This is a genomic window from Aminobacter sp. BA135 (genome assembly GCF_050859125.1).
Lineage (GTDB): Bacteria > Pseudomonadota > Alphaproteobacteria > Rhizobiales > Rhizobiaceae > Aminobacter > Aminobacter ciceronei.
The window spans coordinates 2769525-2791077 of the sequence record NZ_CP139572.1 but is presented as its reverse complement, the minus strand read 5'-3'; the positions used below and the strand labels follow the sequence as shown (position 1 = coordinate 2791077).

The 21553-nt window shown below is 63.4% G+C and carries 20 protein-coding genes and 1 riboswitch; of the genes, 3 read left to right on the top strand and 17 right to left on the bottom strand.

Features of this window, described 5'->3' with window-relative positions; all coding sequences use genetic code 11:
- Nucleotides 1–36 precede the first annotated feature (36 nt).
- The 17 genes from SLT36_RS13530 to SLT36_RS13450 all read right to left on the bottom strand — a co-directional run bounded on the left by SLT36_RS13530 (nucleotide 37) and on the right by SLT36_RS13450 (nucleotide 18274).
- Nucleotides 37–1707: a ribonuclease J gene (locus tag SLT36_RS13530; protein WP_432288091.1), complete on the bottom strand. Its 1671-nt coding sequence runs from the start codon at nucleotides 1705–1707 to the stop codon at nucleotides 37–39.
- Between the two features lie 22 nt (nucleotides 1708–1729).
- Nucleotides 1730–2557: a biotin--[acetyl-CoA-carboxylase] ligase gene (locus tag SLT36_RS13525; RefSeq protein WP_432288089.1), complete on the bottom strand. Its 828-nt coding sequence runs from the start codon at nucleotides 2555–2557 to the stop codon at nucleotides 1730–1732.
- 4 nt (nucleotides 2558–2561) lie between these two features.
- Nucleotides 2562–3998, bottom strand: a complete 1437-nt coding sequence (gene nuoN / locus SLT36_RS13520) for an NADH-quinone oxidoreductase subunit NuoN (protein WP_432288088.1) — start codon at nucleotides 3996–3998, stop codon at nucleotides 2562–2564.
- 17 nt (nucleotides 3999–4015) lie between these two features.
- Entirely contained in the window at nucleotides 4016–5521 is a 1506-nt protein-coding gene (locus tag SLT36_RS13515) for an NADH-quinone oxidoreductase subunit M (RefSeq protein ID WP_067960757.1), read from the bottom strand.
- Complete coding sequence (nuoL, locus tag SLT36_RS13510) at nucleotides 5521–7509, bottom strand: NADH-quinone oxidoreductase subunit L (RefSeq protein ID WP_432288322.1); 1989 nt, start codon at nucleotides 7507–7509, stop codon at nucleotides 5521–5523. Before nuoL ends, SLT36_RS13515 begins: the two co-directional genes overlap by 1 nt.
- A 10-nt stretch (nucleotides 7510–7519) precedes the next feature.
- On the bottom strand, nucleotides 7520–7828 hold the full coding sequence (gene nuoK, locus SLT36_RS13505; protein WP_067960754.1) for an NADH-quinone oxidoreductase subunit NuoK: 309 nt from the start codon (nucleotides 7826–7828) through the stop codon (nucleotides 7520–7522).
- Nucleotides 7829–7830: 2 nt separating this feature from the next.
- Nucleotides 7831–8451 (bottom strand): NADH-quinone oxidoreductase subunit J, encoded by a 621-nt coding sequence (locus SLT36_RS13500; RefSeq protein ID WP_067960751.1) that lies wholly within the window; start codon nucleotides 8449–8451, stop codon nucleotides 7831–7833.
- 129 nt (nucleotides 8452–8580) lie between these two features.
- The gene (gene nuoI / locus SLT36_RS13495) at nucleotides 8581–9072 is read right to left on the bottom strand and encodes an NADH-quinone oxidoreductase subunit NuoI (protein ID WP_055970601.1); all 492 of its coding nucleotides are present in this window, start codon (nucleotides 9070–9072) and stop codon (nucleotides 8581–8583) included.
- On the bottom strand, nucleotides 9072–10115 hold the full coding sequence (nuoH, locus tag SLT36_RS13490; RefSeq protein ID WP_067960748.1) for an NADH-quinone oxidoreductase subunit NuoH: 1044 nt from the start codon (nucleotides 10113–10115) through the stop codon (nucleotides 9072–9074). The genes nuoI and nuoH overlap by 1 nt, the downstream gene beginning before the upstream one ends.
- Before the next feature lie 8 nt (nucleotides 10116–10123).
- Entirely contained in the window at nucleotides 10124–12205 is a 2082-nt protein-coding gene (gene nuoG, locus SLT36_RS13485) for an NADH-quinone oxidoreductase subunit NuoG (RefSeq protein WP_432288086.1), read from the bottom strand.
- A gap of 87 nt (nucleotides 12206–12292) precedes the next feature.
- Entirely contained in the window at nucleotides 12293–12994 is a 702-nt protein-coding gene (locus SLT36_RS13480) for an NADH-ubiquinone dehydrogenase (protein ID WP_432288084.1), read from the bottom strand.
- A gap of 86 nt (nucleotides 12995–13080) precedes the next feature.
- Nucleotides 13081–14388 (bottom strand): NADH-quinone oxidoreductase subunit NuoF, encoded by a 1308-nt coding sequence (gene nuoF / locus SLT36_RS13475; RefSeq protein WP_432288083.1) that lies wholly within the window; start codon nucleotides 14386–14388, stop codon nucleotides 13081–13083.
- A gap of 11 nt (nucleotides 14389–14399) precedes the next feature.
- Nucleotides 14400–15524, bottom strand: coding sequence for an NADH-quinone oxidoreductase subunit E (locus tag SLT36_RS13470; RefSeq protein ID WP_432288081.1), 1125 nt, complete (start codon nucleotides 15522–15524; stop codon nucleotides 14400–14402).
- On the bottom strand, nucleotides 15525–16715 hold the full coding sequence (locus SLT36_RS13465) for an NADH-quinone oxidoreductase subunit D (protein ID WP_067960709.1): 1191 nt from the start codon (nucleotides 16713–16715) through the stop codon (nucleotides 15525–15527).
- Between the two features lie 9 nt (nucleotides 16716–16724).
- Nucleotides 16725–17330: an NADH-quinone oxidoreductase subunit C gene (locus SLT36_RS13460; RefSeq protein WP_067960706.1), complete on the bottom strand. Its 606-nt coding sequence runs from the start codon at nucleotides 17328–17330 to the stop codon at nucleotides 16725–16727.
- A 6-nt stretch (nucleotides 17331–17336) separates the two neighbouring features.
- Nucleotides 17337–17918: a NuoB/complex I 20 kDa subunit family protein gene (locus SLT36_RS13455; protein ID WP_067960703.1), complete on the bottom strand. Its 582-nt coding sequence runs from the start codon at nucleotides 17916–17918 to the stop codon at nucleotides 17337–17339.
- The gene (locus SLT36_RS13450; protein WP_067960700.1) at nucleotides 17909–18274 is read right to left on the bottom strand and encodes an NADH-quinone oxidoreductase subunit A; all 366 of its coding nucleotides are present in this window, start codon (nucleotides 18272–18274) and stop codon (nucleotides 17909–17911) included. The genes SLT36_RS13455 and SLT36_RS13450 overlap by 10 nt, the downstream gene beginning before the upstream one ends.
- Nucleotides 18275–18617: 343 nt before the next feature.
- On the opposite strand from SLT36_RS13450, the gene SLT36_RS13445 reads away from it, so the two are divergent.
- From SLT36_RS13445 to cobW, 3 genes are all read left to right on the top strand, one after another.
- Complete coding sequence (locus SLT36_RS13445) at nucleotides 18618–19844, top strand: winged helix-turn-helix domain-containing protein (RefSeq protein ID WP_432288079.1); 1227 nt, start codon at nucleotides 18618–18620, stop codon at nucleotides 19842–19844.
- Nucleotides 19840–20042: riboswitch (cobalamin riboswitch) on the top strand. Its footprint overlaps the gene before it by 5 nt.
- Nucleotides 20043–20079: 37 nt before the next feature.
- The gene (locus SLT36_RS13440; protein WP_067966355.1) at nucleotides 20080–20514 is read left to right on the top strand and encodes a DUF1636 family protein; all 435 of its coding nucleotides are present in this window, start codon (nucleotides 20080–20082) and stop codon (nucleotides 20512–20514) included.
- Nucleotides 20511–21548 carry a cobalamin biosynthesis protein CobW gene (cobW, locus tag SLT36_RS13435; RefSeq protein WP_115731521.1) on the top strand — a complete coding sequence of 346 codons (1038 nt, stop codon included), beginning with the start codon at nucleotides 20511–20513 and terminating at the stop codon, nucleotides 21546–21548. Before SLT36_RS13440 ends, cobW begins: the two co-directional genes overlap by 4 nt.
- The last annotated feature ends 5 nt before the right edge of the window (nucleotides 21549–21553 follow it).

Here is a 21553-nt window from a genome sequence, read left to right as displayed (position 1 = left end):
CAGCCGTCTGTTCGCTATTCACCACTCCCTGTCCGCTCACCTCGTGACGAACACCGTCACCAGCGGTTTCTTGCCCCAGGCTTCGTTGGCGGCACCGCGCACAGCGCGACGCACGGCTTCCTGCACCAGGTCGAGGTCTTTTCGCCGCGCGCGGGGTATCGAGTCCACGGCGCCGATTGCCGCATCGAGCATCAGCTCCTCGAGATCTTCGCCGGCAGCATCGGTTTCGGCGACGCCGATCGCCACCAGATCCGGGTCGCCGGCGAGCTCGTACTTGTCGTCGAGCACGACGTTGACTGCAACATGGCCGGCAAACGACAGCTTGCGCCGGTCGCGAATGCCCATTGCCTCGTCGGAACCGATCAGCTTGCCATCCTTGTAGACGCGGCCGAACGGCACCTGGTCGATGATCTCGGCAGCTCCCGGCCACAGCCTCAGCATGTCGCCGTCGCGGATTTGCGCCACCTCGGGAATGCCCGACAGCGACATCAACGAACCCTGACCGACAAGGTGGGCGGCCTCACCATGCACCGGCACGCCGATGCGCGGGCGAACCCACTCATACATGCGCTTGAGTTCCGAGCGGCGTGGATGGCCGGAGACGTGAACCAGCGCGTCACCGTCCTCGATGATCTTGATGCCTTGATCGATGAGCAGGTTCTTGATCTCGAGGATCGCCTTCTCGTTGCCGGGAATGGTGCGCGAGGAAAACACCACGGTATCGCCGGGCGAAAGCGCCACCGACTTCATCTCGTCACGCGCGAGCTTGGCAAGCGCTGCGCGCGGTTCGCCCTGGCTGCCGGTGCAGATGACGACGAGGTTTTCGCGCGGGATGTAGCCGTAATCCTCTTCGGATACGAACTCGGGCAGCCCGTCCATGTAGCCGAGTTCGCTCGACACGTCGATGACGCGCTTGAGCGAACGGCCCATGACGAGAACCTGTCGACCGGCATCGCGCGCGGCTTCCGCGATCGAGCGGATGCGACCGACATTGGACGAGAAGGTCGTGACCGCGACACGGCCCTTGGCTTCCTCGATGACCTTGCGCAGCCCCTGCCCGACCTGCTGCTCCGACGGCGAGTCGCCCTCGCGCAGCGCATTGGTCGAATCGCAGACGAGTGCCAGCACGCCCTTGTCGCCATAAGCGCGGAAGCGGGCCTCGTCGGTCATCGGGCCGATTTCGGGCGCGGGATCGATCTTCCAGTCGCCGGTATGGATCACGGTGCCGGCCGGCGAGGTGATCGCCAGCGACACGGGCTCCGGGATCGAATGGCTGACAGCGATCGCCTCGATCTCGAACGGACCGACGGTGAATTTTTCGCCGGCACGGTAGACAGTCACCGGGATCTTCGGCGCACCCTGCTCCGACTGGCGCTTGGCTTCCAGCAGGCCGGCGGCGAACGGCGTCATCCACACAGGTGCCTTCAGCTTCGGCCAGGTGTCGTGCAGTGCACCATAATGGTCTTCATGCGCATGCGTGATGATGATGCCGCGGAGGTTTTCCAGCTCCTTCTCGATGAAGCGCGTGTCGGGCAGCACAAGGTCGACGCCGGGCAGCGTCGCGTCGGGGAACGTCACGCCGACGTCGATGATGATCCATTCACGCTTGTTCGCCGGGCCGAAGCCATAGAGAGCGAAGTTCATGCCGATCTCGCCGACACCGCCCAGCGGCACGAATACGAGCTCGGCTTTTTCCGCTTTAGCCATACCAGAAATCCTTTCAGGCCTGTCAGGCCGCGCCGGCCGAAGCGACCGCGCCGAAATGCACGTCGCCGGCGGCGATCTTTACCGTCTCACCTTTAGTGTCACGGATCACGAAGCGGCAATCCTCGTCGATGGTCTCGAAGACGCCGCGCACCACATTTCCCTCGATCCGCACGGCGACTTCGCTGCCGAGGCCGGCCGCGCGCGCAAGCCAGCGCTTGCGGATCGCCGCCAGTCCCCTGCCGCCGGCCCAGATGCCTTCGTTTTCGCTCCAGGCATCGGAAAGCGCCAGGAACAGGGTCTCGGCATTGACGCCAGCCCCCAGGCTGGCGAGCGAGGTCGCGGGATAAGGCACGTCGGTCGGATGCGCCACGACATTGACGCCGATGCCTATGGCGATCGCTAGCCTGCCTTGCCCGAGCAATGTCGATTCAAGCAGGATGCCGGCAAGCTTGGCGCCGGAAGCCAAGACGTCGTTCGGCCATTTCAGCTCGAAACGCTTGACGCCCGGCCCGCTGCCGCCGTCGACGCCGACCGAAAAGCGCGCATTCGGCGCAACTGCGTCGAGCGCATCGGCAAGCGCCAGTCCGGCGACAAAGCCAAGCGTCGCCGCATAGTGCAGGTCGTGGTCGAGAACCTTGAGCAGGGTCGCTGCGAGATTGCCTTCCGGCGTCGCCCAGGCGCGGCCACGTCGGCCACGCCCGCTTTCCTGTTTCTTCGAAACGACCCAGAGTTTTCCAGGGTCGCCGGCCATCGCCCGTTCCAGCGCCAGTGCGTTGGTCGAGCCCACGGCGTCATGGGCTTCGAGGCGGAAACCGTCGGCAGTTGCTGTCGGTGCGAGCTGGAACCCCATACCGTCAGAAGAAGGTCTTGGCAGCAGCTTCCGCCATCTGCCCGATCGGGCCGCCGATCAGCACGTAGAACAGCACGAACGCACCCGACAGGCCGAGCACGAGCCGCAGCTCGCCCGCCATCGGCTGGAAACCGCCAACCGGCTCATCGAACCACATGATCTTGATGATGCGCAGATAGTAGAACGCACCGACCACCGAAGCCAGCACGCCGATGACCGCCAGCGCGTAGAGATTGGCGTTGATCGCGGCGAGGAAGACGTACCACTTCCCCCAGAAGCCCGCGAGCGGCGGGATGCCGGCCAGCGAGAACATCAGGATGGTCAGGATCGTCGCCATGACAGGATTGGTCGAGGACAGGCCGGCGAGGTCGGAAATCTGCTCGACATTGCCGTCCTTGCGCCGCATGGCGAGGATGAAGGCGAAGGTGCCGAGCGTCATCACCAGGTAGATCAGCATGTAGATGACCACGCCGCGCACGCCGGCTTCACTGTTGGCGGCAAGGCCGACAAGCGCGTAGCCCATGTGGCCGATCGACGAATAGGCCATCAGGCGCTTGATGTTCTTCTGGCCGATTGCGGCGAAGGCGCCGAGCGCCATCGAGGCGATCGAGACGAAGACGATAATCTGCTGCCAGTCGGTGCCGATCGGCTCGAACGCGCCCATGGTGACACGCACGATCAGCGCCATCGCCGCCATCTTCGGAGCAGCGGCGAAGAATGCCGTGACCGGCGTCGGCGCGCCTTCATAGACGTCTGGTGTCCACATGTGGAACGGCACCGCCGAGATCTTGAAGCACAGGCCAGCAAGCACGAAGACCAAGCCGAAGACCAGGCCGAGCTGGCGCTCGCCACCGGTCAGGGCCGCGGCAATCGCCTCGAACGAGGTGTGACCGGTGTAGCCGTAGACGAGGCTGATGCCGTAGAGCAGCATGCCCGACGACAGCGCGCCGAGGACGAAGTACTTGAGGCCAGCTTCGGTCGATCGCACGTTGTCGCGGTTGATCGCGGCAATGACGTAGAGCGCCAGCGACTGCAGCTCGAGGCCGAGATAGAGCGCCAGCATGTCGTTGGCCGAGATCATCAAGAGCATGCCGAGCGTCGCCAGCAGCACCAGCACCGGGAACTCGAACTTGTCGAACTTCTCGGCCTTGGCGAAACCAACCGACATGATCAGTGTGACCGCGGCACCGAGCAGCGTCAGGAATTTCATGAAGCGCGCGAAGGCATCAGAAACGAAGGCCGTGCCGTAGCCCGCGCCGTCATGGCCGAACACCAGCATCCAGGCGCCAGCCGCCACCAGCAGGGCTACGGCCAGACCGGTCACGGTCGAGTTGGCGCGCTCGCCGGAGAACACGCCGATCATCAGAAGCGCCAGAGCGCCCAGGACGATGATCAGCTCCGGAGCGGAGAGCGAGAGGCTCGAAAGGAGTTCGGGCGTCATGGTTCGCAAAACCCCTGTCAGTTCGCCGCCGCGGTCTGCGCGGCGTCGATCGATACGGTTACGTTGTTGATCAGCGCCTTGACCGAAGCTGTCGTAGCGTCGAACACCGGCGCCGGATAGACGCCGTAGAAGATGACCAGGATGATCAGCGGATAGAGCACCACCTTCTCGCGGCCCGACAGGTCGAACAGACCCTTCAGGCTTTCCTTGGTCAGCGCGCCGAACACGACGCGGCGGTAGAGCCACAGTGCATAGGCCGCCGACAGGATCACGCCGGTTGCCGCGATCAGCGCCACCCAGGTGTTGACCTGGAAGACACCGAACAGCGTCAGAAACTCGCCGACGAAGCCGGAAGTGCCGGGCAGACCGACATTGGCCATGGTGAAGATCAGGAAGGCCACCGCATATTTCGGCATGTTGTTGACCAGACCGCCATAAGCCGCGATCTCGCGGGTATGCATGCGGTCATAGACGACGCCGACGCAGAGGAACAGCGCTCCTGAGACCAGGCCGTGGCTGAGCATCTGGAAGATCGCGCCCTGCACGCCGGCCTCGTTCATCGCGAAGATGCCCATGGTCACGTAGCCCATGTGGGCAACCGACGAGTAGGCGATCAGCTTCTTGATGTCTTCCTGCATCAGCGCCACCAGCGAGGTGTAGACGATGGCGATTGCCGACATCGCAAACACCAGCGGGGCGAAGAATTCGGACGCCAACGGGAACATCGGCAGCGAGAAGCGCAGGAAGCCGTAACCGCCCATCTTCAGCAGGATGCCCGCCAGGATCACCGAGCCCGCCGTCGGCGCCTCGACGTGAGCGTCCGGCAGCCAGGTATGAACGGGCCACATCGGCATCTTCACCGCAAACGAGGCAAAGAACGCCAGCCACAGCCATGTCTGCATGTTGGCCGGGAAGTCATAGGCCAGCAGCGTCGGGATGTCGGTCGTGCCGGCCTGCCAGAACATCGCCATGACGGCGAGCAGCATCAGCACCGAGCCGAGCAGTGTGAACAGGAAGAATTTGAAGCTGGCATAGACGCGACGCTTGCCGCCCCACACACCGATGATGATGAACATCGGGATCAGGCCAGCTTCGAAGAAGACGTAGAACAGCACGATATCCAGTGCGCAGAACACGCCAATCATCAGCGTTTCCAGGATCAGGAACGCGATCATGTATTCCTTGACGCGCTTCTCCACCGACTCCCAGCTTGCCAGGATGCACAGTGGCATCAGGAAGGTCGTCAGGATGACGAACAGCATCGAAATGCCGTCCACGCCCATGTGGTAAGAGATGCCGGAGTCGAGCCAGGCGGCCTTCTCGACGAACTGGAAACCAGCTTCCGCATTGTCGAAATAGATCCAGATCAGCAGCGACACCGCGAAGGTGAACACCGTCGTCAGAAGCGCGACGTTGCGGATATTGCGGCGGGCAGCGTCACCATCGTCTCTGATCAGCAGGATCAGGAGCGCGCCGACCAGCGGCAGAAAGGTGACCAGCGATAGAATGGGAACGCCAGACATCAGAAGGAGCTCCCGAGCATCATCCAGGTAACGAGGGCCGCCACGCCGATCAGCATGGCGAATGCGTAGTGATAGAGGTAACCGGTCTGCAGCTTGACGACGCGGTTGGTAACGTCAACGACGCGCGCCGAGATGCCGTCGGCACCGAAACCGTCGATCAACCAGCCGTCGCCCTTCTTCCAGAGGAAGCTGCCGAGCCACTTGGCCGGGCGCACGAACAGGAAGTCGTAGAGCTCGTCGAAGTACCACTTGTTGAGCAGGAAGGCGTAGAGCCCGCGGTGGCGTTCCGCCAGCACCTTCGGCATCTCCGGCGAGCGGATGTAGAACAGGTAGGCCATGGCAAACCCGCCGATCATCGCCGCGAACGGTGCCAGCTTCACCCACATCGGCACGCCGTGGAAATCGTGCAGGATGTGGTTGGTGTCGAGCGTGAACAGCGCGCCCTTCCAGAACTCGTTGTAGGCTTCGCCGATAAACTGGTCGTGGAAGACGACGCCCGCCAACAGCGCACCGACAGCCAAGACAAACAGCGGCACCAACATGACCGGCGGCGATTCATGCACATGGTGCATGACGTCGGCGGTGGCGCGCGGCTTGCCGTGGAAGGTCATGAAAATCAGGCGCCAGGAGTAGAAGCTGGTGAAGCAGGCAGCGATGACCAGCATCGCGAAAGCGAAGCCCGCGACCGCATTGTGGCCGACGAATGCGCCTTCGATGATGGCATCCTTGGAGAAGAAGCCGGCCGTGCCGATGATCGTCGCCGGGATGCCGACGCCGGTCAGCGCCAGCGTGCCGATGACCATCATCCAGTAGGTGGTCGGGATCAGCTTGCGGAGGCCGCCCATCTTGCGCATGTCCTGCTCGTCGGAGACGGCATGGATCACCGAGCCCGACCCCAGGAACAGCAGCGCCTTGAAGAAGGCATGCGTGAACAGGTGGAAGATCGCCGCCGAGTAGAAGCCCATGCCGAGTGCCACGAACATGTAGCCGAGTTGCGAGCAGGTCGAATAGGCGATGACGCGCTTGATGTCGTTTTGCACCAGGCCAACGGTTGCCGCGAAGATCGCCGTGATCGCGCCGATGAAGGTGACGACGGTGAGCGCGGTGTGCGACAGTTCGAAGACCGGCGACAGACGCGCCAGCATGAACACACCGGCGGTGACCATGGTCGCCGCGTGGATCAGTGCCGACACAGGCGTCGGGCCTTCCATGGCGTCGGGCAGCCAGGTGTGCAGCGGCACCTGCGCCGACTTGCCCATGGCGCCCATGAACAGCAGCAGGCAGACGATGGTCAATGCATTGTGCTTGTCCAGCGCGTAGCCGAGGAAGTTCAGCACGGTGCCACCGTGTTCGGCGGCGCCTTCAGCCGGCAGGTAGGAGGCAGCGCTGGCAAAGATGGTGCTGAATTCGACCGAGCCGAACAGCACGTAGAGGCCGAAAATGCCGAGCAGGAAGCCGAAGTCGCCGACGCGGTTGACGACGAAGGCCTTGATCGCGGCAGCGTTCGCCGACGGCTTCTTGTACCAGAACCCGATCAGCAGGTAGGACGCGAGGCCCACCCCTTCCCAGCCAAAAAACATCTGGACGAGGTTGTCAGACGTCACCAGCATCAGCATGGCGAAGGTGAACAGCGACAGATAGGCAAAGAAGCGCGGCCGATGCGGATCGTGGTGCATGTAGCCGATCGAGTAGATGTGGACCAGCGCCGACACAGTGTTGACCACCACCAGCATGACGGCGGTCAGCGTATCGATGCGCAGAGCCCAGTCGGCCTGCAGTCCGCCGACGTCCAGGAAACGCAGCACCGGCACGGTGAAGGCTTCGACGCCGCCCAGGGCCACTGTCACGAAGGCGATCCAGGACAGGACCGCCGATATCACCAGGAAGCCCGAGGTGACGTATTCGGACGCCTTGGCTCCGATCGAGCGGCCCAACAGGCCGGCGATCAGGAAGCCGAGAAGCGGAAGAAAGACGATGAAGTGGTATATCATTGGCCGATCAGCCCTTCATCATGTTCACGTCTTCGACCGCGATGGAGCCGCGGTTGCGGAAGAAGACGACGAGGATTGCAAGTCCGATCGCCGCTTCGGCGGCGGCAACCGTGAGCACGAACAGCGCGAACACCTGGCCGACGAGATCGCCGAGCTGGGCCGAGAACGCCACGAAGTTGATATTGACCGCGAGCAGGATCAGCTCGACCGACATCAGGATGACGATGACGTTCTTGCGGTTCAGGAAGATACCGAACACGCCGAGCGTGAACAGGACCGCCGAAAGCGTCAGATAATGAGCGATGCCGACAACCATGGTCAGATTCCCTTGCCTGTCTCGACCTTCTTGACCTCGATCGCGGTCGCCGGGGTACGGGCGACCTGAGCCGAGATGTCCTGGCGCTTGACGTTAGGCTTGTGGCGCAGCGTCAGCACGATGGCGCCGATCATGGCGACCAAAAGCACGAGGCCGGCGATCTGGAAGAAGTAGATGTAGTCTGTGTACAGAATGTCGCCGAGCGCTGCCGTGTTGTGGCGCGTCGCGATATCGGGCGTCGGCTGCGCAACGGCTGTCGCCAGTTTCGGCGCGAAGGCGTAGCCGCCGGTGACAACGATCAGTTCGGCAGCGAGGATCAGGCCGACAAGCGCGCCGATCGGCGCATATTGCAGCGCGCCCGACTTCAGCTCGGCGAAGTCGACGTCGAGCATCATGACGACGAACAGGAACAGCACCGCCACCGCGCCGACATAAACGACGAGCAGGATCATCGCCAGGAACTCGGCGCCGGTCAAAAGGAACAGGCCCGCCGCGTTGAAGAACGTCAGGATCAGGTAGAGCACCGAGTGAACCGGGTTGCGCGCCGAAATGACCATGAAGGCCGACGCCACCGCGATGAAGGCGAAGAGGTAGAAAAATACCGCTTCAAGTCCGTTGAGCATGGGTTCCCCCGGGTTTCCGTTCGGGCAGCGCGCCTTGTGCGCCCTGCCCTGTTCACGTCCTCGCTCCGCCTCCGAAGCAGACCGCGCGTTCCTTAGACGAGCCGATTGGGCCCGTCCATTGTTCAGGCATCAGCGATACGGCGAATCCATAGCGATGTTGCGCGCGATTTCGCGCTCCCACCGGTCGCCATTCGCAAGCAGCTTGTCCTTGTCGTAGTACAGCTCCTCGCGCGTTTCCGTCGCGAATTCGAAGTTCGGCCCCTCGACGATGGCGTCGACCGGGCAGGCTTCCTGGCAGAAGCCGCAATAGATGCACTTCACCATGTCGATGTCGTAACGCACCGTGCGGCGGGTGCCGTCGTTGCGGCGCGGGCCGGCTTCGATGGTGATCGCCTGGGCCGGGCAGATCGCCTCGCACAGCTTACAGGCGATGCAGCGCTCTTCGCCGTTGGGATAGCGGCGCAGCGCATGCTCGCCACGGAAGCGCGGGCTGACCGGGCCCTTTTCATGCGGATAGTTCAGCGTCGCCTTGGGCGCGAAGAACTGGCGCATCGACAGGAAGAAGGCGCCGACGAAGTCCTGCAGCAGCAGCGATTTGGCGGCTTGTGCGAGAGCGGACATCATGCGGCTCCGGTAAGCTTGAGGACGGCGGCGGTGATGACGACCATCGCCAGCGAGATCGGCAGGAACACCTTCCAGCCCAGGCGCATCAGCTGGTCGTAGCGGTAGCGCGGCACGAAGGACTTCACCATGGCGAACATGAAGAACACCATGCAGACCTTGAGCACGAACCAGATCACGCCGGGAACCCAGGTGAAGGGTGCGAAGTCGAACGGCGGCAGCCATCCGCCGAGGAACAGGATCGTCGTCAGCGCGCACATCAGCACGATTGCGACATACTCGCCGAGGAAGAACAGCAGGAACGGCGTCGACGAATATTCGATCATGTGACCGGCGACGAGTTCCGACTCGGCTTCGACCAGATCGAAGGGCGGACGGTTGGTCTCGGCCAGCGCCGAGATGAAGAAGATCACGAACATCGGGAACAGGACGAGCCAGTTCCAGTCGAGGAAGGTATTCGGCAGGCCAAGGCGCGTGCCGATGCCGTCGCCCTGCGACAGGACGATGTCGGTGAGATTCAGCGAGCCGACGGTGAGCAGCACGCAGACGATGACGAAGCCGATCGAGACTTCATAGGACACCATCTGCGCCGCCGAACGCAGCGCGCCGAGGAACGGATATTTCGAGTTCGAGGCCCAGCCGCCCATGATCACGCCATAGACCTCGAGCGAGGAAATGGCGAAGACATAGAGGATGCCGACATTGACGTTGGCGATCGCCCAGCCTTCGCTGACCGGGATCACCGCCCAGGCCGAGATCGCCAGCACCGCCGAGACGACGGGCGCGAGCAGGAACACGCCCTTGTTGGAGCCCGACGGGATGATCGGCTCTTTGAAGACAAACTTCAAAAGATCGGCGAAGGCCTGCAGCAGGCCCCAGGGGCCGACGACGTTCGGGCCGCGGCGCAGCTGGACGGCGGCCCAGATCTTGCGGTCGGCATAGAGGATGTAGGCGACAAAGATCAGCAGGACGACGATCAGGACGACCGACTTCAAGAGGATGATCAACGCCGGCAGGACGTAGAAGGAGAAAAAGGTATCCATGACAGCCTTTACTCCGCCGCCTGCTTGAAGCCGTTCTTGGCCAATGCCGAACATTCGGCCATCACCGCCGACGCGCGAGCGATCGGGTTGGTGAGGTAGAAGTCCTTCACCGCCGAGGTGAAGGCGCCCTTGTTCAGCCGGCCACCAAGCTTGGCGACCTTGGCAATGTCGTCGTTGTCGCCGGCGTCGATCGCGTCGATGCGGCGCAGATGCGGGAAGTCCTGATAGAGCCTGGCGCGAAGCTGCTGCAGCGAATCGAAGGGCAGCTTGTGGCCAAGCACGTCGGACAGCGCACGCAGGATCGCCCAGTCTTCCTTGGCCTCGCCCGGCGCGAAGCCGGCGCGGCTGGTCTGCTGCACCCGGCCTTCGGTGTTGACGTAGGTGCCGGACTTTTCGGTGTAGGCGGCAGCCGGCAGGATGACGTCGGCGCGGTGCGCGCCGGTATCGCCATGGGTGCCGATGTAGACCACGAATGCGTTCGCAGCCTTGGCCAGATCGAGTTCGTCGGCACCGAGCAGGAACAGCACGTCGCTGTCGCCGAGCATGCCGGCGACGTTCTTGCCGCCCTCGCCCGGCACGAAGCCGACGTCGAGGCCGCCGACGCGGGCAGCTGCGGTGTGCAGCACGGCAAAGCCGTTCCAGTCCGGGCGGCTCGCCTTGACTGCAGTCGCGAGCTTCGCCGCCTGGCCGAGCACGGCAGCACCGTCGGAGCGCGCGATGGCGCCCTGGCCGACGATGATCAGCGGGTGCGAGGCCTTCTTGAGAACCGAGAAGAACTTGCCGTTGCCTTCGGCCAGATCCTTGAGCGTATCCGGGCCCGAGCCGAGCTGTTCGTAATCGTAGCGGGTGTCGCCGATCTCGCCGATGACGGCAACCGGCACATTGGCCGCGCGCCAGTGCTTGCGGATACGCGCATTGAGCACCGAAGCCTCGAAGCGCGGGTTGGCGCCGATGATCAGGATGGCGTCAGCCTGCTCGATGCCTTCGATGGTCGGGTTGAAGATATAGCTGGCGCGGCCGAGCGACGGATCGAGCGCAGCGCCATCCTGGCGGCAGTCGATGTTCTTCGAACCGAGCGAGGAAATCAGCTGCTTGAGCGCATACATTTCCTCTGTTGTCGCGAGATCGCCGGCGATCGCACCGATGCGCTCGGCCGAGGTCTTGGCGACGGCGTCCTTGATGGCGGCAAAAGCTTCCGGCCAGGTCGCCGGAGCGAGCTTTCCGCCCTTGCGGACGTAAGGCCGATCGAGGCGCTGCGTGCGCAGGCCGTCCCAGATGAAGCGGGTCTTGTCGGAGATCCACTCCTCGTTCACCTGCTCGTTGATGCGCGGCATGATGCGCATCACTTCGCGGCCACGCGTGTCGACGCGGATGGCCGAGCCGACGGCGTCCATCACGTCGATGGATTCAGTCTTGGTCAGCTCCCACGGACGTGCCTGGAAGGCGTAGGGCTTGGAGGTCAGCGCGCCGACCGGGCACAGGTCGATGACGTTTCCCTGCAGCTCGGAGGTCATCGCCTGCTCGAGATAGGTGGTGATCTCGGCGTCCTCGCCACGGCCGATCAGGCCAAGCTCGGAGATGCCGGCAACTTCGGTGGTGAAGCGGACGCAGCGCGTGCAGTGGATGCAGCGCGTCATGATCGTCTTGACCAGCGGGCCGATGTACTTGTCTTCGACCGCACGCTTGCTTTCGTTGTAGCGGGAGCCGTCGAGGCCGAAGGCCATCGCCTGGTCCTGCAGATCGCATTCGCCGCCCTGGTCGCAGATCGGGCAATCGAGCGGATGGTTGATCAGCAGGAATTCCATCACGCCTTCGCGGGCCTTCTTGACCATCGGCGTGTTGGTGAAGATTTCGGGCGTCTCGCCGTTCGGGCCGGGACGCAGGTCGCGCACGCCCATGGCGCAGGATGCCGCCGGCTTGGGCGGTCCGCCCTTCACCTCGACAAGGCACATGCGGCAGTTGCCGGCGATCGACAGCCGCTCATGGAAGCAGAAGCGCGGCACTTCCGCGCCCGCCTCTTCCGCCGCCTGCAGCAGCGTATAGTGGTCGGGTACCGAAATCTCTTTCCCGTCGACCTTAAGCTTTGCCATAGCGCCTCAAATCCCGCGGATGATCCGCATTCCGTCCTGCAAGGGGCGCGGCCAGCGCTGCGCCCCGAAATCCACAATTCAAGCGGCTCAGTTGCCGCCGGCAAGCGTTGCCGCCTGCCCTATCCAATCATCACGACCGATCCGACCCTTGAAGCCGAGATAGTCGTCGGCCCAGGCCACCTCTTCCGCCGTCCAGCCGGCGATCTGGCCATAGGTCCAGATACCGAGACCGTTCAGCACCTGCTCCAGCTTCGGGCCGATGCCCGAAATGGCCTTGAGATCGTCAGGCGTCTCAGGCCTTTCGATCGATGCAGGCTGCCTGAAATCCTCAGGCTGAAGCCCCGCCGGAGCTTCTTCAAAGACAGCGGTCCCGATGACCGCCGGTTCGACCGTGGCAGCAACCGCAGGCTTCGCCTCGGCCTGCTCCAGTTTGCGCGCCAGGGTCTTGACCTCGGCGATCAGCGACGCCGTTTCATCGTCCCCGCGCCTGACGATCTTCGTACCCGCGGGCGCGAAGCTCGCCACGTCGCCGGCATAGTCGGCAAAGGGCGACAGCAGGCGTTGCGCGGCTTCCGATGCGCCCGACACGGCTCCCATCCAGACGCCCATGGCGTGACTGGCGAGACCAACGCCGAGAGCCGAAGCAGCGGCGAAACCTGCGGCGGGATGCACCATGAGGTTCGCCGATCCGGCAAACTCCTTGGGCAGCATCGCCACGAAGTCCCTGTTCATCTGCTCCAAACGTTCCATTTCAGGCACTGCATTTTTGGGAAAGGGAAATGTCGACATTGATAGCTCCTTGTCGCCTTCGCCGTTCGCCTCTGCCTCGTCGTTTCCTGTTTCGGACCTTTGGCCCGCACTTTCTGACTTAACCCTTACTCAGCCGCCACCAACACCGGCTCGCTGCGGTGCGCATTGCGCGAGAACTCGTCGATGCGCCGCTCGATTTCCGGGCGGAAGTTGCGGATCAGGCCCTGGATCGGCCATGCCGCCGCATCACCCAGCGCGCAGATCGTGTGACCTTCAATCTGCTTGGTGACGTCGAGCAGCATGTCGATCTCGCGCTTGTGCGCTTCGCCACGCACCAGGCGCTCCATGACGCGCCACATCCAGCCCGTGCCTTCGCGGCACGGCGTGCACTGACCACAGCTCTCATGCTTGAAGAAGTAGCTGAGACGCGCGATCGCCTTCACGACATCGGTCGACTTGTCCATGACGATCACGGCAGCCGTGCCGAAGGACGACTTGCGCTCGCGCAGGCCGTCGAAATCCATCGGGCAGTCGATGATGTCCTCGGCCTTGACCAATGGGCAGGACGCGCCGCCAGGAATGACGGCAAGCAAATTGTCCCAGCCGCCGCGGATGCCGCCACCGTGCTTTTCGACCAGCTCGCGGAAGCTGATGCCCATAGCCTCTTCGACCGTGCAGGGGGTGTTGACGTGACCGACCAGCATGAACAGCTTGGTGCCGACATTGTTCGGGCGGCCGATGCCGGAGAACCAGGCCGCACCACGGCGCAGGATGGTCGGCGCAACGGCGATCGACTCGACGTTGTTGACCGTCGTCGGGCAACCATAGAGGCCGACATTGGCCGGGAACGGCGGCTTCAGGCGCGGCTGGCCCTTCTTGCCCTCGAGGCTTTCCAGCAGCGCGGTTTCTTCGCCACAGATATAGGCGCCGGCACCGTGATGGACATAGATGTCGAAGTCGTAGCCGTTCTTGTTGTTCTTGCCGATCAGCTTGGCGTCATAGGCCTCGTCGATCGCGCGCTGCAGCGCTTCGCGCTCGCGGATGAACTCGCCGCGCACATAGATGTAGGCCGCAACCGCACCCATGGCGAAACCGGCCAGCAGGCAGCCCTCGACCAGCGTGTGCGGGTCATGGCGCAGGATGTCGCGGTCCTTGCAGGTGCCCGGTTCGGATTCGTCGGCGTTGACGACGAGGTAGGACGGACGGCCATCCGGGTTGCTCTTGGGCATGAACGACCACTTGAGACCCGTCGGGAAGCCGGCGCCGCCGCGGCCACGCAGACCCGACGCCTTCATCTCGTTGATGATCCACTCACGGCCCTTCTCGATGATGCCGGCGGTGCCATCCCAGGCGCCACGCGACATCGCGCCGGCCAGCGACTGGTCGAAGCGGCCGTAGATGTTGGTGAAGATGCGATCCTTGTCTTCAAGCATGCTCTTGCTCCTCAGACCGGCTTCTTGCCGAAGACGCGGACGTATTCGGCCACACCGCCCTTGGCGAGTGCCTTGGCCTGCTTGACCCAGTCGTCACGCTCGATGCGGCCCTTGAAATTCAGGTAACCGTCGACCCAGTCGCGCTCGGCCTTCTTCCAGGAAGCGACCTGGCCGAAGGTGAAGATACCGAGCTCGTGCAACGTGCCCTCGATCTTCGGACCGACACCCGAGATCAGCTTGAGGTCGTCGACGGCAGCCGGCTTGGCGATGCCGGCCGGACGGTTCTTGTCTTCGAGCGACGGCTTGGCCGCAGTTGCTGCCTTGGGCGCTGCGACACTTGCTGCCTTCTCGGCTGCGGGTGCTGCCTTGACCTTCGACGGCGACTTTACAGCCGGGCTGGTCTCGATCGCGTCGGTCTTCGGCCTGGCGGCGTTCGACGGCGGAACGGCCGTTTCGACGGCAGCGGCCTTGGCAGCCTTTGCCGCGGCCTTGGCTGCCTTGTCGCGGGTCGTCTTGAGCACGCCCTTCTCGTCGGCCAGCGAGGTCAAGCCTGTCAGCGGGGCGGAAAACACGCGGCCGGTCTGCGGTCCGGTCTTGACCTGCGCGCCCTTGCCGGCTTCGAACTGGTCGATGATCTCGCCTAGGCGTTCCGGCGTCAGGTCCTCGTAGGTGTCCTTGAAGATCATGACCATCGGTGCGTTGACGCAGGCGCCAAGGCACTCGACCTCCTCCCACGACAGCGTTCCCGCCTCGTTGGTGTGGAACTGGTCGTGATGGATCTTCGAGCGGCAGACGTCCATCAGCTCTTCCGAGCCGCGCAGCATGCAGGGCGTGGTGCCGCAGACCTGGATGTGGGCGCGCGTGCCGACCGGCTTGAGCTGGAACTGCGTGTAGAAGGTCGCGACTTCGAGCGCACGGATATAAGGCATGGCAAGCATGTCGGCGACATGCTCGATGGCAGCCTTGGTCACCCAGCCGTCCTGCTCCTGCGCCAGCATCAGCAGCGGGATGACGGCCGACTGTTCGCGGCCCTTGGGATACTTCTTGATCCAGGTCTTGGCTTGCGCCGTGAACGCCTTGTTGAAGGCGAATGACGCTGGCTGGACGCTGGCTTCTGCGAGACGGCGGACTGACATTTAGCGGTCGACCTCACCAAACACGATGTCGAGGGAGCCGAGAACGGCCGAGATATCCGCCAGCATGTGGCCGCGGCACAGGAAATCCATTGCCTGGAGATGGGCGAAGCCCGGTGCGCGCAGCTTGCAGCGGTAAGGCTTGTTGGTGCCGTCGGAGACCAGGAAGACGCCGAATTCGCCCTTAGGCGCCTCGACGGCTGCATAAACCTCGCCAGCCGGCACACGATAGCCTTCGGTGTAGAGCTTGAAGTGATGGATCAGCGATTCCATCGAACGCTTCATCGCCTGGCGCTTCGGCGGAACCACCTTGCCGTCCACGTTTGACACGGGACCGGTCGCTTCCTTGCCGAGCAGCAGATCGACGCACTGGCGCATGATCTTCGCCGACTGGCGCATCTCTTCCATGCGGATCAGGTAGCGGTCGTAGCAGTCACCGTTCTTGCCGATCGGAATGTCGAATTCCATCTCCGAATAGCATTCGTAGGGCTGGCTCTTGCGCAGGTCCCAGGCCGCACCCGAACCGCGCACCATGACGCCCGAGAAACCCCAGGCCCATGCGTCGTCGAGCGAGACCACGCCGATGTCGACATTGCGCTGCTTGAAGATGCGGTTCGGCGTCAGAAGGTCGTCGAGATTCTGTACGGTCTGCAGGAACGGGTCGATCCACTTGCCGATGTCTTCGACAAGCTTCTGCGGCAGGTCCTGATGGACACCACCTGGACGGAAATAGGCCGCGTGCATGCGCGCGCCGCAGGCGCGCTCATAAAACACCATCAGCTTTTCGCGCTCTTCGAAACCCCACAGCGGTGGGGTCAGCGCACCGACGTCCATCGCCTGCGTGGTGACGTTGAGCAGGTGCGACAGGATGCGGCCGATCTCGGAATAGAGCACGCGGATGATCTGGCCACGCTTCGGCACTTCGAGGCCGAGCAGGCGCTCGACCGCGAGCGCAAAGGCATGCTCCTGGTTCATCGGCGCGACATAGTCGAGGCGATCGAAATAGGGCACGGCCTGCAGATAGGTCTTCTGCTCAATCAGCTTTTCGGTGCCGCGATGCAAAAGGCCGATATGCGGATCGACACGGTCGACGACTTCGCCGTCGAGCTCGAGCACCAGGCGCAGCACGCCGTGTGCCGCCGGATGCTGCGGGCCGAAATTGATGTTGAAGTTGCGGACGGAGGTTTCAGCCATTTCGGCGCCTCAATTCGTCTTGGCTTTTTCGTCACCCGGCAGCACGTATTCGGTGCCTTCCCAGGGAGACAAAAAGTCGAAATTGCGGAATTCCTGCTTGAGCTCGACCGGCTCGTAGACGACACGTTTCTGCTCGTCGTCGTAGCGAACCTCGACGAAGCCGGTGAGCGGAAAGTCCTTGCGCAGCGGGTGACCTTCGAAACCGTAGTCGGTCAAAAGCCGACGCAGGTCGGGATGGCCCGAAAACAGGATGCCGTACATGTCATAGGCTTCGCGCTCGAACCAGTCGGCACCCGGATAGACCGAGGTGATCGACGGAACCGGCGTGTCCTCGTCGGTGGCGACCTTGACGCGGATGCGCAGGTTCTGGCGCGGCGACATCAGATGATAGACGACATCGAAACGCTTGCGACGCTGCGGGTAGTCGACACCGGCAGCATCGATGAAGGAGACGAACTGGCACTGTACATCGCTGCGCAGGAAGGTCATCACGTCGACGATGTCGGCGGCCTTCACCGTCAGCGTCAGCTCGCCATAGGCGACGACGCTTTCTTCGATGTCCGCATCGAGCTTTTCCGCAATGTACGCGGCAAGGTCGTTCAGGGCTTCACTCATCTGGGATCACCGCTCGATCGTGCCGGTGCGGCGGATCTTCTTCTGGAGAAGAAGGATGCCGTAGAGAAGTGCTTCGGCGGTCGGAGGACAGCCGGGCACATAGATGTCGACGGGCACCACGCGATCGCAGCCGCGCACCACCGAATAGGAATAGTGATAGTAGCCGCCGCCATTGGCGCACGAGCCCATCGAGATGACGTAGCGCGGTTCCGGCATCTGGTCGTAGACCTTGCGCAGCGCCGGCGCCATCTTGTTGGTCAGCGTGCCGGCGACGATCATCACGTCCGACTGGCGCGGTGAGGCACGCGGCGCGATGCCGAAGCGCTCGGCGTCATAGCGCGGCATCGAGATGTGCATCATCTCGACGGCGCAGCAGGCCAGACCAAAGGTCATCCACATCAACGAACCGGTACGCGCCCAGGTAATCAGAGCCTCGGACGAGGTGACGAGGAAACCCTTGTCGGACAACTCGTTGTTCAGTTCGCCGAAGAAGGCGTCGTCTGAACCGATGGGCTTGCCGGTGTTCGGATCGATGATGCCTTTCGGCTTCGGCGCGATCAGGGTGCCGGAGGCGTCGTTCAATCCCATTCCAGCGCTCCCTTTTTCCACTCATAGACAAAGCCGATGGTCAGCACGGCCAGGAAGATCATCATCGACCAGAAGCCGAGCATGCCGATCTCGCCGAAGGACACCGCCCACGGGAACAGGAACGCCACTTCGAGATCGAAGATGATGAACAGGATGGAGACCAGATAGAAGCGGATGTCGAACTTCATGCGGGCGTCGTCAAACGAGTTGAAGCCGCACTCATAGGCTGAAAGCTTTTCCGGATCCGGACTGCGGTAGGCGACAAGGAAAGGCGCCACGATAAGCGCAATGCCGACAATAAGCGCCACACCGATAAAAATGACGATGGGCAGATACGAACTCAGGAGAGCGTTCATGCTGCGAATTCCGTTGGTGGCCTATCCACCCAGATTTACAGCACGGGGTCCGTTTCCGGAAGCGCGACAGATTCTCGCCGAGCCGGACGAAACGGTCGTGCTGCAATGCGGCGACGGTTAGCGCAGCCGGTCGGTCGAAGCAAGTCCAACCTTGGCCAAAACGTGGCAAAGCCCACTGCTGGACCAAAATCCTGCGCGTGTGGCTCCCCTTTGATTTCCTTCGTCTTTTACTCAAGTTTACGCTCCTGACAAGACCGGGACCGCAGTTCTGCTAGCATTTGCAGCAAAGACCGATTCTCGTGCCCTAGCGTCATGCCTCCGGAGACTGCGATAGCTTGCCGCAATGAAGGAAAAACTCTCACTCGCCACCGCCCGCCGCATCGCTTTGGCGGCCCAGGGATTTGCCGACCCGCGCCCCACCGGCGCGATCACGCGGCGTCACCTGCAGCGTGTGCTCGACCGTACCGGCCTGCTGCAGATCGACTCGGTCAGCGCCGTCGTGCGCGCCCACTACATGCCGCTCTATTCGCGACTCGGCCCCTACCCCATGGCCCTGCTCGACGACGCCATGGCTCCGAAGAAGCGCATGCTGTTCGAATACTGGGCGCATGAAGCGTCGCTGCTGCCGCTGGAGACCTTTCCGCTGTTGCGCTGGCGCATGGCGCGGGCCGAGGACGGGATGTATGGCGGGCTCGCCAAGTTCGGCCGTGCCAACAGGCCCTATATAGAAGAGATCTTTCGCCAGGTGGTCGACCGCGGCCCGATCGCCGCTTCCGACATCGAAGGCGCCAAGGGTTCCGGCGGCTGGTGGGGCTGGAGCCAGGAAAAGCATGCCTTCGAATGGCTGTTTTGGGCCGGTCGCATCACTACCCATTCGCGCCGTGGTTTCGAACGTCTCTACGATCTGCCCGAGCGCGTGCTCCCGGCCGACATCTACGACCGCCCTGTTCCGCAGGCCGAGGATGCGCATCGCGATCTCTTGCGAATCTCCGCCCGCGCCCATGGCGTCGCCACCGGCATCTGCCTGCGCGACTATTTCCGCCTGTCGCCAGCCGACATGAAAGGCCGGCTCGAAGAGCTGGTCGAGACCGGCGAACTGATTCCCGTGCGCGTCGAAGGCTGGGACCGGCAGGCCTATCTCCACGCCGATGCGCGCATTCCGCGCAAGATCCAGGCACGCGCCCTGCTTGCGCCCTTCGATCCGCTCGTCTTCGAGCGCACCCGTGCCGAGCAATTGTTCGACTTCCGCTACCGCATCGAAATCTACACCCCGGCTGAGAAGCGCCAGTACGGCTACTACGTCCTGCCCTTCCTTCTGGGCGAGCGCATCGTCGCCCGCATCGATCTGAAGGCCGACCGACCGGCGGGTATCCTGCGCGTCCACGCCGCCTATGCAGAGCCCTGTGCGCCACCGGAAACCGCAGCCGAACTTTACGAAGAACTCCAGCAGATGCGCGACTGGCTCGGCCTCGAACGCATCGAGGTGACGCCCGCGGGCGATCTCGGACCCGGCCTGAGCGACATTGCGGGTCGCTCCGCCTCGTTGACTCCACCCCTCGCGAAAGCCTAAATCGCCCACAGACGGTCCTTCGCCCGCAACGGCGAAGGCTAAGAGGGAATGCGGTGCGCGCCGATGGCGTCAAATCCGCGGCTGTCCCCGCAACTGTGAGCGAAGAGCCAAGCTCGAAGACCACTGGGATATTCCCGGGAAGGCGAGCGAAGGCGACGATCCGCAAGCCAGGAGACCTGCCGTCGCAGACATTGATCCGATCGCCTGGCGGGTGCCCCGGGCAAGGAGCCTGGATTTGGACTTCGACGACAACCTTCCAGTCGCATCAGCCGACGCATCCTGCGATGCAGCCGACGCGCGCCCATGCGACGTGACCATCCTCGTCTGCTCATCCTGCCGCGACGAAACCGGCTCGGACGCCCATCCACGCGCCGGCGCCCAGCTTGCCGAGCACGCCCGCCTCGCCGCCAATGGCGAGATCGCCGTGCGCAGCGTCGAGTGCCTGGGCAACTGCAAGCGCCGGCTGAGTGCCGCCCTGATCCGCGACGGCGCGTGGAGCTACGTCTTCGGCGATCTCAACACCATGTCGGGCGACGATCTCGTCGCCGGCGCAAGACTCTTCGCCACCTCGACCGACGGCCTGATCCCCTGGCGCGGCCGTCCCGATAGCCTCAAGCGCGGCCTCGTCGCGCGCATCCCACCACTTGCTCTCATCAAGGAAGACACATGACCGCCTCCGTCGAACGCGTTCCCTGCACCGTCGTCACCGGCTTTCTCGGCGCCGGCAAGACCACGCTGCTGCGCAACATCCTCGAGAACTCCAAGGGCAAGCGCCTCGCCATCATCGTCAACGAGTTCGGCGATGTCGGCATCGACGGCGAGATTCTCAAGGGCTGCGGCGTCGATGCCTGCCCGGAGGAAAACATCGTCGAACTGGCCAATGGCTGCATCTGCTGCACCGTCGCCGACGACTTTGTCCCTGCCCTCGACCAAATTCTGTCGCTTACACCGAGGGTTGACCACATCCTGATCGAGACCTCGGGCCTGGCGCTGCCCAAGCCGCTGGTCCAGGCCTTCCAGTGGCCAACGGTCAAGAGCCGCGTGACGGTCGACGGCGTCATCGCCGTGGTCGACGGCCCTGCGCTGGCCGCAGGTAAAGTTGCCTCCGACATGGAAGCGCTCGCCGCCCAGCGCAGTGCGGACGATTCGCTCGACCACGACGACCCGGTCGAGGAAGTGTTCGAGGATCAGGTCGCCTGCGCCGACCTCATTATCCTGTCCAAGAGCGACCTGCTCGACGAAGCCGGCCACGCCCGCGCCACCGCCATCGTGCGCGAGCACCTGGCACGCGCCGTCAAGATCGTGCCGTCGGCGCATGGCAAGGTCGATCCGTCGGTGCTGCTCGGCCTCGGCCTCGCCGTCGAGGATGACATCGAAAACCGCAAGACCCATCACGACGGAGCGTTCGACCACGAGCATGACGACTTCGATACCTTCGTCATCGAAATCCCGTCGATCGCCAACCCCGACGAACTGGCGAAACGCGTCGCCACCGCCGCCGAAGAAGAGAACGTGTTGCGTGTAAAGGGCTTCGTCGACGTCGGCGGCAAGCCGATGCGCCTGCTCGTCCAGGCCGTCGGACCGCGCGTCAACCACTATTATGACCGTGCCTGGACCGCAGAGGACGACCGCCGCTCGCGCCTGGTCGTGATCGGCCTCAAGGGTCTCGACCGCCCGGCCATCGAGCGTATCCTGGTAGGCTGAACCGG

Excerpts from the sequence above, each read along its gene's own strand:
- SLT36_RS13445 (WP_432288079.1), top strand. The coding sequence starts at position 18,618 with ATGAAGGAAAAACTCTCACTCGCCACCGCCCGCCGCATCGCTTTGGCG.
- SLT36_RS13455 (WP_067960703.1), bottom strand. The coding sequence starts at position 17,918 with ATGGGATTGAACGACGCCTCCGGCACCCTGATCGCGCCGAAGCCGAAA.
- SLT36_RS13500 (WP_067960751.1), bottom strand. The coding sequence starts at position 8,451 with ATGCTCAACGGACTTGAAGCGGTATTTTTCTACCTCTTCGCCTTCATC.
- SLT36_RS13465 (WP_067960709.1), bottom strand. The coding sequence starts at position 16,715 with ATGGCTGAAACCTCCGTCCGCAACTTCAACATCAATTTCGGCCCGCAG.
- nuoF (WP_432288083.1), bottom strand. The coding sequence starts at position 14,388 with ATGCTTGAAGACAAGGATCGCATCTTCACCAACATCTACGGCCGCTTC.
- nuoG (WP_432288086.1), bottom strand. The coding sequence starts at position 12,205 with ATGGCAAAGCTTAAGGTCGACGGGAAAGAGATTTCGGTACCCGACCAC.
- nuoN (WP_432288088.1), bottom strand. The coding sequence starts at position 3,998 with ATGACGCCCGAACTCCTTTCGAGCCTCTCGCTCTCCGCTCCGGAGCTG.
- cobW (WP_115731521.1), top strand. The coding sequence starts at position 20,511 with ATGACCGCCTCCGTCGAACGCGTTCCCTGCACCGTCGTCACCGGCTTT.
- SLT36_RS13450 (WP_067960700.1), bottom strand. The coding sequence starts at position 18,274 with ATGAACGCTCTCCTGAGTTCGTATCTGCCCATCGTCATTTTTATCGGT.
- nuoI (WP_055970601.1), bottom strand. The coding sequence starts at position 9,072 with ATGTCCGCTCTCGCACAAGCCGCCAAATCGCTGCTGCTGCAGGACTTC.
- SLT36_RS13525 (WP_432288089.1), bottom strand. The coding sequence starts at position 2,557 with ATGGGGTTCCAGCTCGCACCGACAGCAACTGCCGACGGTTTCCGCCTC.
- SLT36_RS13470 (WP_432288081.1), bottom strand. The coding sequence starts at position 15,524 with ATGTCAGTCCGCCGTCTCGCAGAAGCCAGCGTCCAGCCAGCGTCATTC.
- SLT36_RS13515 (WP_067960757.1), bottom strand. The coding sequence starts at position 5,521 with ATGTCTGGCGTTCCCATTCTATCGCTGGTCACCTTTCTGCCGCTGGTC.
- SLT36_RS13460 (WP_067960706.1), bottom strand. The coding sequence starts at position 17,330 with ATGAGTGAAGCCCTGAACGACCTTGCCGCGTACATTGCGGAAAAGCTC.
- nuoH (WP_067960748.1), bottom strand. The coding sequence starts at position 10,115 with ATGGATACCTTTTTCTCCTTCTACGTCCTGCCGGCGTTGATCATCCTC.
- SLT36_RS13480 (WP_432288084.1), bottom strand. The coding sequence starts at position 12,994 with ATGTCGACATTTCCCTTTCCCAAAAATGCAGTGCCTGAAATGGAACGT.
- SLT36_RS13530 (WP_432288091.1), bottom strand. The coding sequence starts at position 1,707 with ATGGCTAAAGCGGAAAAAGCCGAGCTCGTATTCGTGCCGCTGGGCGGT.
- nuoK (WP_067960754.1), bottom strand. The coding sequence starts at position 7,828 with ATGGTTGTCGGCATCGCTCATTATCTGACGCTTTCGGCGGTCCTGTTC.